This window comes from Pseudomonas sp. EA_65y_Pfl1_P113 (genome assembly GCF_963970525.1).
In the GTDB taxonomy this organism is placed as follows: Bacteria; Pseudomonadota; Gammaproteobacteria; order Pseudomonadales; family Pseudomonadaceae; genus Aquipseudomonas; species Aquipseudomonas tritici.
Window position 1 is genome coordinate 1 of record NZ_CAXAQM010000043.1, and the last position, 17,821, is coordinate 17,821.

The window sequence follows — 17,821 nt, forward strand, 5'->3', positions numbered from 1 at the left end:
TTGTTATTTTGGCGACTACTCATATGCTATTACCCCCCCCCCCCCCCCCCCCGTAGTAGAGGTCAAAATATGATCGGTTAAAAACTAGATTTTTCTGTGTTTAACTAATATTTAACCTTTGAGCTCAGAAGGGGGTTTTCAGGGTTAATTCAAGCAGTTTTTAATTGCTTTAGCTTTCGCTAATAGAATAATTATCTCAAGAGTAGAATTTGCCTTTGCCTTTTAATCGTTAAAGCAATCGTTTGTTTGTGGCAAACCTCGATGTGTACGTAGCAATAAAGTTTTCAATCCCTGGCTAAATATTCATTGTCAAATTTTCGTAGGTTCACTCAGTGAGAGCGCGTTTCACTGATCAGATCCAAGCAGTCCCAAACGATACGCCCATTGCGTCAAGTCAGCAGCATTATGCGCATCAAGTTTCCTCATCAAATTCAGTCGATGAGTTTCCACCGTCTTCAAGCTAATACACAGTAATTCAGCAACATTACGGTTACGCAACCCCTCAGCAACGAGCTTCAGTATTTGGCGTTCACGATCAGTCAGAGACATCCCGTCAACGGAATCACCGGAACTTCGTAAAGAAGCGACTTGGAATGCATCCAATTCGCGATCTATGTATATCCCCCCAGCGCGGATCTGGGCAATAGCGCGCAGAAGATCATCACGCCTGCTGCGTTTGAGCACATATCCATCAGCCCCGACATCAAGAATTCGTGCCGCATTTCGCTCAGAAGTATTGGAAGTCAGCGCCATCAACCGTATGCGTGGCCAACGCTGACGGATCAGGGTTAGCGCAGACACACCATCAAGCAAAGGCATGTTCAGATCCATCAGTACTAGATCTGGCCGCAGGTTGCGACACGCGGTAATCGCCTCGCGACCGTTTTCTGCTTCACCTATAATAACCAGTCCGGACACATCACAGAGCAAAGCTCTCAAGCCTTCAAGGATAATTCTGTGGTCGTCGACCAACAGTATTCGGTAGTCCGCTATATTCATAAACGCGTACCCAGTTTTATAGATGTCAAAATCGAAGAGGGCGCTTTAATCCGGCTGTAACTGTTTCAAAGTGTTCAGAAGTAAAATCCCTTTAAAGATCAAGGCCGGCCGCTTTGCCCACAAAGGACGAGTCGGGAAAACAAGGAGCGCAGGTGGATGCTGACACGCCTCTATTTCTGAAAATAATAAGGTATTGAATATTGCGGTATGGTGACTGGCTATCACTGAAATTAGGTAATTTTCCCGGTTTTTTGGAGTTTGTACGAGTAGTCGGGATGGGTAACATTGCCGCCATGATTGGCTGGAGGCGCGTACGGCAAAGCGTTACTGAGGAGGTATGCGTTACTTGATGACAAAGCTTAAAGAGCTGCGTCTGGATGGTGTGGTGCAGGCTTGGATGAGTGCGAAGGTGAGTTTGAATGTTCTAGAATTCAACATGAAATTGGTCACGAAAATAATCGGCGCGCACGGATTGACGAAGGCACTGTGGGCATAAAAAAGCTGGTTCTGGCTTATCACCGATGCCTTAAAAACAGTTCTGATGTGTTCCTGTTAGCGCCCGCTGCGACGCGCGGCATTGCCCTCGCGATAGCTAATTAACGAACGTAGATGGCCTGAGACGATGAAGCCTTGGCGTTTTCAGACAATGTGTGCCAATAGTCGGCACTTTGAATTCCCCACCCTGCAACACGAGCCCCAAGCAAAACGTGCTATGTGACTAGCGGCCCGCCATAAATAGTTGCGCTCAACAGCGTTTCGCCTTTGCGGGACTTGATCCGTAGCTCCCCCCCTATGCGTTCTATGCGCATTCGCATGCTACACATGCCAATCCCTGCGTTAGCGGCCAACACATCGCCCACCGCAAAGCCCCGACCGTTGTCGCGTATCCAGAGGCTCAGGCCATTCTCCTTCTCGGCGCGTACGCCCACTTCCAGGCGGGTAGCACTCGAGTGTTTGATGACGTTGGTTAGGGCCTCTTCGAGAAACCGCGTAAGTGCCAGCAACTGTTGTGGCAAGAAATCGCCCGGCCATTGCTCCGCTAAGCTCCAGTGCGACTCGATGCCCAGATCGTCGAGCAAGTCGATGAACCGTCGCCGCGACGGAGCCAGCCACTCCTGCGGCGATTGCCATGAATGCACCGTAGAGGTTCCGTCGATCACATCACGAAGATCACTGCGGAGCGTCTTCAGCACGGACAGGAACTGAGCGTCCTTGAGCCTATCTCCATGCTCCATTCGGGTGATCGAACGCATCAACGAGCTGCCCAGGCTGTCATGCAAATCATGGGTCAGTCGCAGGCGCTCGTTGAGGCGAATGTTGTCCGCTTCCAGTTGATGTTCGCGCTGCAGTGTTTCGGTCAGCTCCGCGCGTGTTTTGTCTACGCTTGACTGCAGCTCATCGTTGAAGCGTTCGATGCGATGCAGGCTCTTGGCGAAACGCATAGCCAGGCCCAGGAACATCACTGCGCAGATAAAAGGCGTCGACAGCAGGACATAGGCTTCTTGAGCCTTGAGCACGCCAGTAAAAGCGAGAAACTCATAGAGGGCCAAGCCTGACATGCACGCCCCAAGCAGGATCAGGTAGCCCTGTCGCGTCCGGCAGCTATACCAGAGAAGTTGTGCAGAGATGGTAAACAGGACCAGCCGGAGTGAAAAAGCAGACACCAGTTGTATCAACGAAATGTATGCCTTCGGAACCGCCACCACGACCAGGGAAAATACGATCGCCCAGCCCCAAATACCTCGCGTTAGAGTTACACGACGTAACCTAATGAACGACCAGGCGTACATGCATATCACGGGGCAATACAGTGTCAGCAAGATCAGCCCCAGACGATCCCACACCTCACCGTTGGGGAATGGCCAGGATGACGTCACCAGCATGTTACTCAGGCCACCCGTCCATAGCAGCGAAGCCAGCGCGAACCAGCCGAAGGCACGTTCCTGACGGCGCAGCAGCCAGAACGTCAGGAACAGCACGCCCAGCATCAGTGAAATCACCAAGGTGAAAAAAATCAGTTCACGCTGCAGCAGCATCTGGTGTCGGTACTCAGGCCGGACCTGCTCGGGTGCGCCTAAACGCACCGTCCCCAAACCAGGGGCCGCATGCTCCGAGCCCACCAAGCGAACCCACAGGGTATTGACCGGCCGCAGCCCGGAAGATGGCAACAGCCAATAGCGCGGCATGTTCCAACTGCGCGACAAGGGCTCGGCAAGGCTTTCGTCACGCCAGATCAGATCATCGTTGAGCCATAGCTCACCGGCCATGACCATGCGATCGATACTCAGCGCGAGCGACTCACCCGAGCAGTCAGCCTGCCAATCCAGTCGATACCAAACAGCCCCACCGAAACCGGGCCAGTGGCGTTGCCACAGGTCCGGCAGGCTCACCGGCTGCCAGCCTTCGCGCGGGCGCACGCCATCGCCGGCCCGCTCGGGGGCCGCCATTACCTGGCTTATGATCGGCTGACAGCTGGCCTGTGCCAGGCTCGAAAACCAAAGCAGCAGGGTGAGCAGTAGCGTCAGGGCAACAAGCCGTGTTGCCGAGCCTTGCTCACCGCGCGAGTCCGCGAGGAAACGGCCAGCTTGCGGTAAATCCGTTTTATATGGCATTCGACGGTATAGCGTGAAATGGTCAACTGATCGGCAATTTCCCGGTTGCTCAAGCCCCGGGAAACCCATTCGAGAATCTCGCTCTCGCGGGCGCTGAGCGCTTCTACTTCGCCTGCGTCGTTAGGCGTGTGCAACGGCACCTTCGGCAGCAAGGCCAGAATGCGCCGTGCGATGAACGGGTCGATCGGCGCACCGCCGCGTAGCGCGCTGCGAATCGACAGGCTCACCTCCAGATCATCACGTTCCTTGAGCAGATACCCTGTAGCTCCAGCCTGCAGCGCCCCGAGGATTGCTTCCTCGGTGCTCCAGGCCGAAATCACCAGAATCCACAATGCCGGATCATGCACACGTAACTCTTGGATCAGTTCCATACCATTGCCATCCGGCAGTCCCAGATCCACCAACACCATCGCCACCGGCTGCTGGCTGACATGCGCGCGCGCTTCGGCCAGATTCACCGAGAACCTCACCGCCTCCTGGGCATAACCAATTTCATCCAGTATCCGCGACAACCGCTGACGCATGAGCCGATCGTCCTCGACGACCAACACCGGCGCAGGCAGCAGAACATCATCGGGAGCAAGACTGGCGGTCGACATCAGCGAATGGTTCTCGGAGCAGGTCAATGAAGAGCGGCAAGTGTGCCACGCAATAGTGGCACTCGCCTATCGCCAGAATCAGGTATAGCCCTAGCGTTCATGTGTACTCTCGATTGCGGCTGACCCTCATTTCACGGGCGGTAACGGGGCCTGCCACGGGAGTCGCTTTAGCGGCGAATCTTGGGGGCTCGGCAGGTTGTGTGATTGCTCGGCATCGTCACAGCCAGCAGTCGCATCACTAGAAAACCGGCAGAATTACCTAGTTTCAGTGATAGCCATTCGCCATGCCTTAACGTCCAATACCCCCCTTATTGTCAGGTCTACGGGTCAGCACCCACCTGCGTACCATATTCCCGGTTCGCCCTTTGTCGCTACGTGCCTGGGTCAACCGGTCGGTCTTGATCGTTAAAGGGATTACACATGAACCGCACCTACGCCCTTGTCTGGAACCCAAGCCTCGCCACATGGAGCGTTACGGATGAACACGCCCGCCAGCGCGGCAAGGGCGCAGGTTCGATACTTGCCGCGGCCCTGTTGCTACCGCTCACGGCGATCGCTGCCGACCTGCCCAGCGGTGGCAATGTGGTGGCTGGCAGTGGCCAGATCAAAACACCAAGCGCCAACCAGATGGTCATCGACCAAACCAGCAACAAATTGGCCATCGACTGGCAGAGCTTCGATATTGCCGCCGGCCACAAAGTGACCTTCAACCAGCACGGCAGCGACTCGATTGCGCTGAACCGCGTGCTGGGCGCCGATGGCTCGAAGATCATGGGTCAGCTCGATGCCAATGGCCGGGTGTTCCTGATCAACCCCAACGGGGTGCTGTTCGGCGCTGGCGCACAGGTCAATGTCGGCGGCCTGGTGGCCTCCACGCTGAACCTCAGCGACAGCGATTTCGCAGCCGGCAACTACAAATTCAAGGGCAGCGGCAGCAACGCCAGCGTCATCAACAATGGTCACATCACCGCAGCCGACGGCGGCAGCATCGCCTTGCTCGGCGGCACGGTGAGTAACAACGGCGTCATCGTCGCCAACCAGGGTACCGTGGCCTTGGCCGCTGGCAATGCGGTCACCCTGGATTTTGCCGGTGATGGCCTGCTTAACGTGCAGGTCGATGAGGCCGTGGTCGATGCCCTGGTGGAAAACCATCAACTGATCAAAGCCGACGGCGGCCAGGTACTGCTCACCGCCAATGCCGGCGACGCCTTGCTCAAGACCGTGGTCAATAACACCGGCGTGATCGAGGCGCACACCCTGGGCGAGAAGAACGGCAAGATCGCCCTGCTCGGCAGCTTCGCCGGCGGCACCGTGCAAGTGGCCGGTACCCTCGATGCCGGCGCGCCCAACGGCGGCAATGGCGGCTTTATTGAGACCTCCGGTGCCCACGTCAAGGTGGCTGACGGCACAAAAGTCACCACCAAGGCGGCGAAGGGCAAGACCGGCACCTGGCTGATTGATCCGACCGACTTCACTATCAGCGCTGGAAGTGCGAGCAAAACTAACAGCGGCATTGGTGCCGATACGCTTTCCAGCAACTTGGCGACGAATAATATGATCCTGCAAACGGCCGCCACTGGCAACGAAGCCGGGAATATTAACGTCAACGCCGCCGTGACCTGGAATGCAGGCACCATGCTGACGTTGAGCGCCCATAACAGTATCAATATAAACGCCGCCATCACCGCCCAGCACCTCAGCGGCAAAGTCGCCTTGAAGTACGGCCAGGCCACCGCCGCTGGCGGCACGTCGGACTACCACATCAAGGCCCCTATCAACCTGCAAAGCGGCGAAAACTTCAACACCCAGAAAGGCTCGACGGGCGCGGTAATCAACTACACCGTGGTTAATGATGCCACTGCGCTGCAGGACATGAATAAGAACCTGGCTGGCAACTATGCCGTGGGTAGCAATATCGACCTGGAGAGCATCAGCAGCTGGAATTCGGTTGGTGGTGGTGACGACAAAGCTAGCGAACGTTTCGCCGGACGCTTCGACGGCCTCGGCCATACCCTCAGAAAACTCACCATCAACCTCGACAAGGCCAACTTCGTCGGCTTATTCGGCTCTACCAGCAACGGCAGTGTGATTCGAGATATTGGTCTGGTGGGTGTCGACGTAAAGGGCAGATATTGGGTAGGAGGGCTGGTCGGACTGAGCCGCGGAACCATCAGTAACGCCGATGCTACCGGCAGCGTCGAGGGCGAAGTTGGGGTCGGAGGGCTGGTCGGATTACAAGAAGAGGGAAGCATAAGCAATGCCTATGCCACCGGCAACGTCAAGGGTCAACGGGAGGTCGGAGGGCTAGTCGGACACCAGTATAATAAGGGACTCCTCAACACTGCCTATGCGTCCGGCAGCGTCACGGGCTCTTTAGGCGAAGTAGGAGGACTGGTCGGATATAGCCAAGGAAGCATCAGCAACGCCTACGTCGAGCCTTCCGTAGACGGCATTGTCAACGGCAATACACAGGTCGGAGGGTTGGTCGGATTAAATACCGGAAGCATCAGCAATGCGTATGCCAACGTCAATGTCAACGGCAATACACAGGTCGGAGGGTTGGTCGGATTAAACTATGGAAAAATCATAGACTCCTATGCCCTCGGCGGAGTCAAGAAAAACACAAATGGGGACTATACTGGCTTAGGAGGGTTGGTCGGATCAAACAAGGGAACGATCAGTAACGTCTTTGCTACCGGCAATGTCGACGGCAATACACAGGTCGGAGGACTGGTCGGATTAAATACCGGAAGCATCAGCAATGCCTATGCCTCCGGCAGCGTCAAAGGCGTACTCGTTGTCGGAGGTCTAGTAGGGCTCCAGGAGATCGGAAGCATCAGCAATGCCTATGCCACCGGCAGCGTCAAAGGCTTTAACTACGTCGGAGGGCTGGTCGGATATAACTATAACGGGGGAGCGATCAGCAATGCCTATGCTACCGGCAGCGTCGAGGGCAATAGGCAAGTCGGAGGGCTGATCGGAGAAAACGAAAACGGAACCATCAGCAACAGCTTTTACGCCACTACCGCTGCCAATAAAGATGAGATCAACAACGGTGGTAAAACTACCGGTGTGTTCAGCGGCAATACGCATGGCACTGGCAAAACCTGGGCAGAACTGACCCAAACCTCGACATTCACAGGCTGGAGTATCGCCAGTACGGGCGGCTCGGGTGCGGTCTGGCGCATCTACGACGGCTATAGCGGCCCGTTGCTGCGAAGCTTCCTCAAGTCCGTGACGCTCAACGCCGATGCCAGCGGCGGCAGTAAAATCTATGACGGCACTGCCGCCACGGGCACAACTACCTCCTATACCAGCAGCTTGGGCGGCAACCTCGACACCAGCAAGATCCTGGGCAACCTGCATTATAAGAGCAATAGCGAAAACGCCGGGACTTACAGGTATGCCGATGGTTCGTTGCTTCTCAGCGGCCTGTACTCGGACCAGCAGGGCTACGACATCAACTATGCCGACGCTAGCCTGACCATCAGCAAGGCCAATGTCACTCTCTCCGGTACCAAGATCTACGACGGAGCCACATCAGTCGCGGGCAGCACGCTGACGGCGGCCGGCGTGGGCGGGCAGACGTTTACCGTCACAGGCGTGGGCGACGCCTCGAATTTGACTAGCAAAAACGTGCAAAAGGGTGCGGCGCTCGCCAGCACCACTGGACTGAGCCTGGGTAGCAGCAGCAATGGAGGCCTGGCTCGCAACTACAACCTGAGCACCGCCGGCAGCAGCTATACCGTGACTCCCAAAGGACTCACCTTGACCGGCATTAGCGCGTTGGATAAAACCTATGACGCCAGCACCTCAGCCATTCTCAACACCCCGAACGTTGCCTACTCCGGCCAGGTCGACGGTGACAAGGTCACCCTGGCAGGTAACGGCACGGGCAGCTTTGCGAACAAGAATGCCGGTGCCAACAAATCGGTGGCAGTGTCGGGTTACAGTCTGGTCGGGGGCGATGCTGGTAACTACGTCCTCACCCAACCGAGCGGGCTGACCGCCAGTATTAGGAAGGCAGGCCTCACCATCACCGCTAATGACACCAGCAAAGTCGCCGGGCAAAGCATCGCCTTGAACGGATACAGAGCCAGCGGCCTAGTGGGTAACGACAGCATTAGTGCCGTCAGCCTGTACAGCCTTGGCCAACCCACAACGGCTGCTGCTGGCAGCTATTCCATCGTCGTCAGCAACGCTATCGGCGCAGCCTTGAGCAACTACGGCATCCGCTACCAAAACGGCACCTTGCTGGTTCGCGCGGCGGCAAGTGAACCGACCATGGCCAGCACCCCGCCCTATATCGGCGTGCTGGTGTCGAATGGACAAACCGTTTTAACAAAAGCCCCACAACAGGCCAGCGAGCCTGAGGTCAAGGATCCGCAGACGCTGATGACTAACCCGCTGGCTGAAGTCACGAGCCTGCAGGTCATCAACCAGGGCATTCGCCTGCCAGAAGGAATTTGACTCATGCGTTTTGTTCATTCACTGATCGGCAGTGCTGTTTCCCTGTTGTCGTTGTCCGTGGTCGCAGCCAGCCTGCCGGACGCGGGCCAGTCGCAACAGAACATCGATCAGCGCCCGCTGCAACTGCCGGGCAAGCAACGTCTGGAACTGAACCTGCCTGATGCCCCCTCGACCGAGGCGACCGCCAGCGGGCCGAGCCTGCAAGTCAGGGGCTTTATCCTGCAAGGCAACAGTGCCATCGCCAGCGAGACGTTATTGCCCCTGCTCAGCGATCTGCAAGGCCGCACAGTTGTGCTCGGCGAATTGCAGGCCGCTGCCAACCGCATCACCCTGGCGTACCGCGAGCGCGGCTACCCGCTGGCGCGGGCTTATATTCCGGCGCAGGAGATCGACGGCGGCGTGGTACAGATTGCGGTGATGGAAGGCCGCTACGGCGATGTCGCGCTAAACAACACCTCACGGGTTACAGGCGCGGCGCTCGCCCCCCTCTCAGATCTCAAGAGCGGTGATGCCGTGCGCAGCACGTCACTGGAACGCAGCCTGCTGTTGCTATCCGACACGCCAGGGGTGGAGGTGAAATCCACTCTCAAGCCAGGAGCATCAGTCGGTGCCACCGACCTGCTGGTGGACGTGCAACCCGGCCCGTTGCTGTCCGGTTCGGTGGATGCCGACAACTACGGCAACCGTTTTACTGGCGAGTACCGCCTGGGCGGCACGCTCAACGTCAACAGCCCGCTGGGCTTGGGCGATCGCTTGTCGCTGCGCGCCATGGGTTCGAATGAAGACCAACAATACGGGCGCATCGCCTATCAATTGCCGATTGGCCCTTGGGCCACTCAGGTGGGCGTGGCCTATTCGGACATGGACTACGAACTGGCCAAGAATTTCGCCGACCTCAAGGCCCACGGCAATGCGCGGATTACCAGCCTGTACGCGATCCAGCCGTTGGTACGCAGCCGCGATTTCTCCCTGTATACGCAAGTGCAATTCGACGACAAGCGCCTTAAGGATGATATCGACCTGTTCGACAGCAAGAGCGACAAGCGCTCACGCATGATCACTACGACTCTCAGCGGCAACAGCCGCGACATCCTGTTCGGGGGGGGCGTCAGCAGCTTCGCCCTGGCCTGGAGCCAGGGCAGCCTGAATATCGACGGCGCTGTAGCCAAACGTAGCGACGACCTCACCGCCGGCACACGCGGCCAGTTCAACAAGATCAACCCGAGCCTGGTGCGCCTGCAACGCCTGAGCGAGCGCTTCAGCCTGTACGGTCAACTGCAAGGCCAGTGGTCCGACGGCAACCTGGACAGTTCGGAGAAGATCAGCCTCGGTGGTGCCTACGGCGTGCGTGCTTACCCGCAGGGTGAAGCGTCCGGCGACCAGGGCTGGCTGGCCAACCTCGAACTGCGTTATGCGCTGACCGATGCCTGGCAGCTCAGCACCTTCGCCGATCATGGCGAAGTGCGCCTGAACAAGGACACCTGGAGCAACGGCGAAAACCACCGCAGCCTCTCGGCGGCAGGCGTCGGCGCACGCTGGTCCGCGTACGGCTGGCAGATCAACACCGTCGCCGCGTGGAAGCTGGGCAACGCCGACGCGCAAAGCGACGTCGAGCGCAGCCCGCGGGTGTGGGCGCAGGTGGTGAAGTTCTTTTAGTAACCGGCTCCTGAGCTCGGATAAGCTGCTGGCGCAATCCGGGCTTGGGGGGGGCACACATAGCGGTCTAACCGGAATCATCCAGTAGGGGCTTGCGCAGGGATGGCACAAAGCCATATCTTGCTTCGCTCCAGCGATCATTACGGTATGCCTGATATGCGCCTGGCTTGCAGCCTGTTGTCCGCATTATGTGTTTTGTCTTTTCCTTGTCTTACTAACGCCACCGCAGCGCAGTTGCTGCCCTTCCAGGAAATCGCCGACCTGCCATCGCGCACCAGCCTGACGCTGGGCGACACCACCTACGATCCGCCGGATGAGCTGAGTGCGATGCCTTTTATCAGTGGCGGCGTGGCGCTGGACAACTTTGGTGGCAAAGCCGACCAGGCCCGACTCGCCAGCGCGATCAACCTGCATGGCCTGCTTGACCAAAGCGATCTGCTGAGTCTGCGAAGCATGGGCTCGGCCGAAGCGGGGCATTACCACTGGGGCGCTTATAGCCTAGGCGTCGGCCCATGGGCCAGCAAGGTGGGGGTTATTCTGTCGGACTTGTCCTACTCATTGGGCGACGAACTGGAAATACTCGCCGCCAAAGGTAAAACTCGTACGGCCAGTGTATTCATCATCCAACCGCTGCTTGAAAACGAGGCGTTCACCCTCAAGGCGCGGCTGCAGTTCGACGAAAAACACCTGCAAGATGAGATTGGGCTGCTGTCTATAAACAGTAAAAAACGCTCCCGCGTATTCAATTACGGACTCTCCGGTACCGTTCGCGACCATTGGTTGAACGGCGCTACAACGACCCTTGCTCTGAGCTGGAGCGAGGGTAGCCTGAATATCGACGGCTCGCCCTACTCTCTGGCCGGCAGGGCCGATCCAGGCCATTTCCGCGTGCTGCGTGCCAATCTGGCCCGCCTGCAGCAATTAGTCGGGCGCCTGGCTCTTTATGTGCGCGCCCAGGGCCAGTGGACGGATGACAATCTGGACGACTCGGAAAAAACCTATATCGGCGGCGTGTTCGGCGTGCGCGCCGCAAACCAAGCTGCCGCATTCGGCGACAGCGGCTGGCTCGCCAGCGTCGAACTACGCTACGCCCTGACTGATACCTGGCAACTGGTTACCTTCGCCGATCACGGCGAGGCACGGCTGAATACTCCTAGCCTGTTCAATGACACCGCGCCGCGCCGCCTGTCAGGAGCAGGCTTTGGGACGAAATGGTCAACCCGCGCCTGGAGCGTCAGCGCGTTGACAGTCTGGAAGATCAGCAACCATGACGCGCAGAGCAACGCCGATCATCAGCCTCGGATATGGGCACAGTTGGCTTACAGTTTCTGATTCTTTGGTACCGCATCAAGAGGGATTTAAGGAAATTCTGAAGAAGACTTCTTGATTTTCGCAAAATACCAAGACTCCAGCCGCCGAGTTTTCCGATGAAGCAGATGACGGTCGCTGACGCCGAGTACGCCGGCAAGCGTGAGCAGGCCCGCAAAGAGTTGTTCTTGATCGAGATGGATCAGGTGGTGCCTTCTTGGTCTGATGCATTTCAGGATCGCGTTTTCCGTCCTTGTTCTTGGTCGAACTGAGCGTATGAACCAGCGTGGCATCGACGATGGTTGCTTGTCGAAGCGACAAGCCACGGGTGCCAAGATAGCCATTGATAACGCCGAGAGTACCAGCGGCCAACTCGTGCTTTTCCAGCAGGCGACGGAAGTTGAGGATGGTAGTTTCATCTTGGATCCGCTACAGGCTCAGACCGGAAAACTGGCGCAAGATCGTCGTCTCTTACAGCGCTTCTTCCATCGCAGGATCGCTGTAACCGAACCAGTTCCGCATGAGATGAACCCGCAGCATCGCCATCAAAGCATAGGCCGGACGACCACCTTCGCCCTTCGGGTAATGAGGTTCGATCAGCGCAATCAAACCCCTTCAAGGTAAGACCCGATCCATCTCGATCATTAACAATTCCTTGCGGGTCTGCTTGCGCTTACCGGCGTACTCGGCATCGGCGAAAGTCATCTGTTTCATCATCGAAAACCTCGGCGACTGGCGTCCGGAGATTTTGCCAAATTAGGAAGTCTTTTTCAGAGTTTTCCTAGTGATTCAGGTGTTCACCTGATTTTCATTCACTGCGTAAGAAATCAAAATCGAGCCAATATCCTCAGCTACTAATAGTTGCTGGAAGTTTTTTAGGTTTGTTCGTAATTTTATAATGGGTTCGATATCGATGAGTAGTAAACGAAGTGAAGCTTGATTTAGATTGGCTGAGCACCTTTTTATTTTTGAAGGTGTATGTTTCAGGTGGATACTGATAAGCAGAAAAGTCTATTGCTCTACGTAAGGTTCATGAACGGGCTTTGCGGGGGGGGGTACTTCAAGTATTTGATGGCGTGGTTGCAAGGGAAGTATTTTTATAGTGTGATCATAAAGTTGTCACATATATAGGTATCTATAAGGCGGTTTTCTATTTGTGGTCCGCCATATTTTTTGAAATTCAAGATTGTAATGATGCTTCTGAGTGAGTGCGTTCGGGAGCTTGAAGTGGTAGAGATTGCTATCTGCAGGGTTCTGACTGCTAGGTGTAACGTGTGTTTGTGGGGGGTATATCATGATATTCACATCAATGTGCGGATCTGGCTATCTGATTAATCGTCGGTCACCAAGATTATTCGAATTGGTATGTTTTTAGGTGTGAATTTTTAGATGACTACTCCGGACGAAGAGTTAGGCGCATTCCCAATCAGTGACGCAAATCCGGTCGGTGTTAGCCCTCGCGACGGTGTTGTTTTTGCGCGGGCCCAAGCTGAGATAGACAAGCTTAGTAGCATCCATTCGCAGAGCGGGGTTGATTGGACAAAGGTTGCTGCTGCTTGCAGTAAGATTTTGCTCGAAGAAGGCAAGGATCTGACAGTCGCTATATGGTTGCTTTGCGCCTGGACAGTGGTGCGAGGTACGGATGGTCTGGCGACAGGTGCTCATGTGTTACGTGGTTTGCTGGAGAACTATTGGGATAGCTTTACGCCCCCACTGGCTCGTCTTCGGGCTAGGCGCAATCAGGCGCAGTGGATGCTCGACTGGCTTGAAGTTCGACTAAGTGAGGGGCTGGAACCCGTTCCAGGCGCACAGTTGGCCGGTCTGTTGGATGACTGGGATGCCATTGATGTATTCTGGCGCGAACGAGATGATGATGGACCAAGTTTCTTTCGTCTGCGCCGCCTTATTACTGAATTGCCGGTGCAGGCCATAGTTGAGGTGCCGGCTGTTGTAACTGAGCCTGTATCGCAAGCAGATAATAGTGGTGCTGGGCATGCGCCTGTGGGGGCTGCCAAGGCGTCAGACTCTGCGTTACTCCTTGCGCCTGCGCACCAAGTGATTGGCAATTTGGATAGCGATGAGTCGGTCGAAAAGGCTATCAATGATGTGTTTTCGTCGCTCACTCCGTTAATTGAGTTCTGTGTACAGAATCGCTGCACTTTACCGCTGTTGTTTCGATTGAATCGGCAGATGGCTTGGATCACTCTGGATCAGGCACCGCCTTCTACAGGTAATGCCACACGTTTGCCAGCGCCGCCCGAGAGTCAGGTGGATACTTTTCTGCGGGTTCAGGTCGGCGGTGAGCCGCTTGATGTGGTGCGCTTCTGCGAGGAGCGCTTGATAGCGTATCCATATTGGTTGGATCTCAATCGTGCCAGTCATGTTGCGCTGTCGAAATTAGGTGCAAGTGCTGCTGCGGCGGCAGCGAGCTTGACACAGGAAGTGCGAAATTTACTCGCTCGAATACCTGTTCTTCCCGAGCTGACCTTTTCAGATGGTCAGCCATTTGCCGACGGTGCTACTCGCAGTTGGATCGAAGGCTTGGTCTCGGTATCCATCGGCGGCGGTGTGAGCGATGGGGTTCAGGCCTTGATTGATGAGGCTGGAACGAGTGCTGCCGAGGGACGGCTTAACGAAGCCATGGTCAGTTTGCAAGATGCCTTGCGCGAGGCTGGGAATGGTCGAGATCGTTTTCGTCTGCGCCGTGCGCAATGTGAGTTGCTGCACCGTTTTGACTCGCGCGCGCAATTGTATGTCGCCCTAGATGTTTTACTTCAGGAGGCTCGGTCTCTGGGGTTGGACCGCTGGGAGCCGGAGTTAGTAAGACCTGTATTGGAGTTAGCTCTCGTGTATGGCGATGGTGGCTCGAGAACATTGTGGACTGAGCAATTGGCCTCAATTGACTTGCCGGCCTTCTGGCGCTTGTCCGGTTCTCCTGCAAGTGATGATTGATAACCCAGGTATAGATAAGCGAGGTTAAGCCTTTTTGATTTCCCCCCCATGCCGCTTTTTAGAAGCGTCTTTAAGCAGGAGTGTATGTAGATGGCTAGTGAAGGTTCAGTCGCGCCTAAAGAGCGCGTCAACATTGTTTATAAATCTGACACTGGGGGCGCTCAGGAGCAGGTCGAGCTGCCGCTTAAGCAATTAGTGATTGGCGATTTCACTCTGCATGATGACGAAACTCCGTTAGAGGATATGAAGCCGATTCGCGTCGATAAGGACAACTTCACTGACGTGCTTAAGGGGCAAAACCTTAATTTGACGCTGGCAGTGCCTAATCGCTTATCGGAGAACGCTCCGGAAGACGAGCAGATGCCTGTTTCGCTGAAGTTTCAGTCGCTACGTGATTTTGAGCCCGACGCCATTGTCGACCAGGTCCCGGAACTGCAGCAATTGATCGCTTTGCGTGATTCGCTCAAGGCCCTCAAAGGGCCAATGGGCAACCTGCCGGAGTTCCGTAAGCAGTTGCAAGCACTGATGAATGATGACGGCGCGCGCGAGCGTTTGCTCGGTGAGCTGGGCGTAAAGGACAAGGAGTAATTCCATGAGTGAAGAGAAGAGTCAGGCTCCAGAGAGCGGCGGGCAGGCGGTTGAAACGCTATCATTGCTGGATCAGTTGGTAGAGGCTACCCGCATTAAGCCGGGCGATGAAGCTTATGCGGTGACCCGCCACGGCCTTGAAGCCTTTGTTACCGAGTTGCTTGAGCCTGCACGTCAAGCCGAGAAGGTCAGTGCAGGTCTTATCGATGACATGATCGCCAACTTGGATGCCAAGCTGTGCCGTCAGGTTGATGCGATCATGCATAACGAGAACTTCCAGAAGTTGGAATCCTCGTGGCGCTCACTGAAGTTTTTGGTCGATCGTACTGATTTTCGTGAGAATAATAAGCTAGAAATCCTCAGCGTCTCCAAGCAGAAGTTGCTTGAAGATTTTGAAGACGCCCCGGAAATCACTCGTTCAGGTCTTTATAAAGCAGTCTATACCGCTGAGTTTGGTCAATTCGGCGGCCAGCCGTTTGGCTCAATCATCGGTAACTACGAGTTCAATCCTGGTACGCAGGATATGAAGCTGCTGCAATCCCTGGCTTCGATATCTGCCATGTCCCATACACCTTTCATTGCCGCGGCTGGCCCGCAGTTTTTCGGCGTTGAAAGTTTTGCTGAACTGCCAAATCTCAAAGACCTGAATGCTGTCTTTGAAGGCCCGCAATTCACTAAATGGAACGCGTTCCGTGAAAGTGATGATGCGCGCTTCGTTGGTCTGACCTTGCCGCACTTCCTGTTGCGTACACCCTATGGTGAGAATACGGTGCCGTCCAAGACGTTCCGTTACAACGAGAATGTCAGTGGTGGAAATAAGGATTTTCTTTGGGGTAATGCGGCGTTTGCGTTCGCAAGTCGCCTATCCGATAGCTTTGCCCAGTACCGCTGGTGTGCAAACGTGATCGGCCCGCAGGGTGGTGGTACTGTCGGCGATCTGCCGATTTACAACTATGACGCAATGGGTGAGACCCAGACCAAGATTCCGACCGAAGTGCTCATCTCCGAGCGGCGCGAGTTTGAACTGGCCGAGCAGGGTTTCATTGCGCTTACCATGCGCAAGAACACTGATAACGCGGCATTTTTCTCTGCCAACTCATGTCAGCGGCCAAAATACTTTGGTAATGACAAGGAAGGCAAGGAAGCTGAACTAAACTACAAGCTCGGCACTCAACTGCCCTATATATTTGTGGTCAGTCGCCTTGCGCATTATATCAAAGTCATTCAGCGCGAAAACATCGGTACTTGGAAAGAGCGGGGCGACCTAGAAACTGAACTTAATACTTGGATTCGCCAATACGTAGCCGATATGGACAATCCGGCTGCCGGTGTTCGCAGTCGTCGTCCATTGCGCCAGGCAGAAATTACCGTCAGTGATGTTGAGGGTGATCCAGGCTGGTACCGCGTTGGATTGAAAGTGCGTCCGCACTTCAAGTACATGGGGGCTTCTTTCACCTTGTCTTTAGTCGGCAAGCTCGACAAGTCTTGAAGTATATCGGCGTTTTAGAACCCCGATTTTTAAATTCAGGTGTTCACCTGAGGGTTATACCCTCAGGGTTTGCTTAAAATAGGGACAACGCAGCGAAACAGGTAAACCAAACTTCTGGGCGCTGTTAATACTGTATGGTTAATTGATTTTTTAGGAGAAGTAAGTTATGCCAATGCCATGCTATCTCAGCATTGAAGGTCAAAATCAAGGCAAAATCGAAGGTTCGTGCGCCGTTGCGGGTCACGTTGGAATGATTATGGTGCAGGCGGTCGAGCACCTGGTGGACATACCTAAAAACCCGCAGACCGGTCTGCCAGCCGGTAAGCGTGTCCATCAAGGTATTACGCTGACCAAAGAACTTGACAAGTCCTCGCCAAAACTGTGTCAGGCCCTGACTTCTGGTGAGCAACTCAAGACCGTCACCTTGGAGTTCTACCGGATTTCTCCAAAAGGTACTGAAGAAAAGTATTACACCATCACCCTGAGCAATGCTGTACTGGTTTCGGCCCGTACTTGGGTGCCGAATGTGCTCAATCCTGAGTTCAAACAAATGGGCCATATGGAAGATATTGGTCTGACCTACGAGAAAATCGTCTGGACTTGGGTGCCGGATGGCATTGAGGCAGAAGACTCTTGGTTGGCTCCGAAGGCATAAGCAACAAAGACGCTGCGGTCGCCGCTCTTTTTCAGGGCGGCGTTTTTCCCGCTCATGAGGGTGTAGTGCATTGAAAGAGAAGCGATTGTTGGAGCGCATCATCATGCTTGAGGCTGATACCGCGCGTTCTCACCTGACCCAGGCCGAAGTGCTGACGCAATCGATCCTCAATCATCTGCAGCGGATCCTCAATACCAGACGCGGTAGCGTTCCAATTGACGTCGATTTTGGCGTCCCTGATTTCACCAATCTGGCTGGTTCCTTTGCTACCGGCGAGACTACGCAGATCATGGAGAACATGACCCGCATGATCGCGCGCTACGAACCTCGGTTGAAGTCTCCGCGCATCCTAGTCGCTGAAGGCTCTCAGGAAGTGCTGTCGCTGAGTTTCAGCCTAGAGGGTTTAGTAATGATCGACGACCGGGATATTTCTATCCACTTAGCAACGCGGGTGTCTTCCGACGGTCGTGTTTCCCTGGCGATGCGCTAAGTC

13 protein-coding genes and 1 pseudogene are annotated in these 17,821 nt (G+C 55.3%); 10 read left to right on the top strand and 4 right to left on the bottom strand.

The window, feature by feature from the left end:
* Positions 1–345: 345 nt before the first annotated feature.
* A complete protein-coding gene (locus AACY52_RS25230; protein WP_339560919.1) occupies positions 346–999 on the bottom strand; it encodes a response regulator in 654 nt (217 codons plus the stop codon).
* Positions 1,000–1,336: 337 nt separating this feature from the next.
* Here AACY52_RS25230 and AACY52_RS25235 point away from each other — a divergent pair, with 337 nt between their 5' ends.
* Positions 1,337–1,495 carry a hypothetical protein gene (locus tag AACY52_RS25235; RefSeq protein ID WP_339560920.1) on the top strand — a complete coding sequence of 53 codons (159 nt, stop codon included), beginning with the start codon at positions 1,337–1,339 and terminating at the stop codon, positions 1,493–1,495.
* Between the two features lie 214 nt (positions 1,496–1,709).
* Here the strand turns inward: AACY52_RS25235 and AACY52_RS25240 are convergent, their stop codons facing one another.
* Positions 1,710–3,446 (bottom strand): ATP-binding protein, encoded by a 1,737-nt coding sequence (locus AACY52_RS25240; RefSeq protein WP_339560921.1) that lies wholly within the window; start codon positions 3,444–3,446, stop codon positions 1,710–1,712.
* Between the two features lie 74 nt (positions 3,447–3,520).
* Entirely contained in the window at positions 3,521–4,210 is a 690-nt protein-coding gene (locus tag AACY52_RS25245) for a response regulator transcription factor (protein ID WP_339560922.1), read from the bottom strand.
* Between the two features lie 420 nt (positions 4,211–4,630).
* On the opposite strand from AACY52_RS25245, the gene AACY52_RS25250 reads away from it, so the two are divergent.
* From AACY52_RS25250 to AACY52_RS25265, 4 genes are all read left to right on the top strand, one after another.
* Positions 4,631–8,680 carry a GLUG motif-containing protein gene (locus AACY52_RS25250; RefSeq protein ID WP_339560923.1) on the top strand — a complete coding sequence of 1,350 codons (4,050 nt, stop codon included), beginning with the start codon at positions 4,631–4,633 and terminating at the stop codon, positions 8,678–8,680.
* Positions 8,681–8,683: 3 nt separating this feature from the next.
* Positions 8,684–10,336, top strand: coding sequence for a ShlB/FhaC/HecB family hemolysin secretion/activation protein (locus tag AACY52_RS25255; protein ID WP_339560924.1), 1,653 nt, complete (start codon positions 8,684–8,686; stop codon positions 10,334–10,336).
* Between the two features lie 195 nt (positions 10,337–10,531).
* Entirely contained in the window at positions 10,532–11,668 is a 1,137-nt protein-coding gene (locus tag AACY52_RS25260) for a ShlB/FhaC/HecB family hemolysin secretion/activation protein (protein WP_339560925.1), read from the top strand.
* Between the two features lie 95 nt (positions 11,669–11,763).
* On the top strand, positions 11,764–11,916 hold the full coding sequence (locus AACY52_RS25265; protein WP_339560945.1) for a hypothetical protein: 153 nt from the start codon (positions 11,764–11,766) through the stop codon (positions 11,914–11,916).
* Here the strand turns inward: AACY52_RS25265 and AACY52_RS25270 are convergent.
* A pseudogene (locus AACY52_RS25270) lies at positions 11,858–12,358 on the bottom strand (IS5 family transposase); the annotation flags it as partial. The gene AACY52_RS25265 and the pseudogene AACY52_RS25270 sit on opposite strands and share 59 nt — an antisense overlap.
* Positions 12,359–13,033: 675 nt before the next feature.
* On the opposite strand from AACY52_RS25270, the gene tssA reads away from it, so the two are divergent.
* The 5 genes from tssA to tssE all read left to right on the top strand — a co-directional run bounded on the left by tssA (position 13,034) and on the right by tssE (position 17,818).
* The gene (gene tssA / locus AACY52_RS25275; protein ID WP_339560926.1) at positions 13,034–14,596 is read left to right on the top strand and encodes a type VI secretion system protein TssA; all 1,563 of its coding nucleotides are present in this window, start codon (positions 13,034–13,036) and stop codon (positions 14,594–14,596) included.
* 90 nt (positions 14,597–14,686) lie between these two features.
* Positions 14,687–15,184, top strand: coding sequence for a type VI secretion system contractile sheath small subunit (gene tssB / locus AACY52_RS25280; RefSeq protein ID WP_339560927.1), 498 nt, complete (start codon positions 14,687–14,689; stop codon positions 15,182–15,184).
* Positions 15,185–15,188: 4 nt separating this feature from the next.
* Complete coding sequence (tssC, locus tag AACY52_RS25285) at positions 15,189–16,673, top strand: type VI secretion system contractile sheath large subunit (RefSeq protein WP_339560928.1); 1,485 nt, start codon at positions 15,189–15,191, stop codon at positions 16,671–16,673.
* Between the two features lie 166 nt (positions 16,674–16,839).
* The gene (locus tag AACY52_RS25290; RefSeq protein ID WP_339560929.1) at positions 16,840–17,328 is read left to right on the top strand and encodes an Hcp family type VI secretion system effector; all 489 of its coding nucleotides are present in this window, start codon (positions 16,840–16,842) and stop codon (positions 17,326–17,328) included.
* Positions 17,329–17,398: 70 nt separating this feature from the next.
* The gene (tssE, locus tag AACY52_RS25295; RefSeq protein WP_339560930.1) at positions 17,399–17,818 is read left to right on the top strand and encodes a type VI secretion system baseplate subunit TssE; all 420 of its coding nucleotides are present in this window, start codon (positions 17,399–17,401) and stop codon (positions 17,816–17,818) included.
* Positions 17,819–17,821 lie beyond the last annotated feature (3 nt).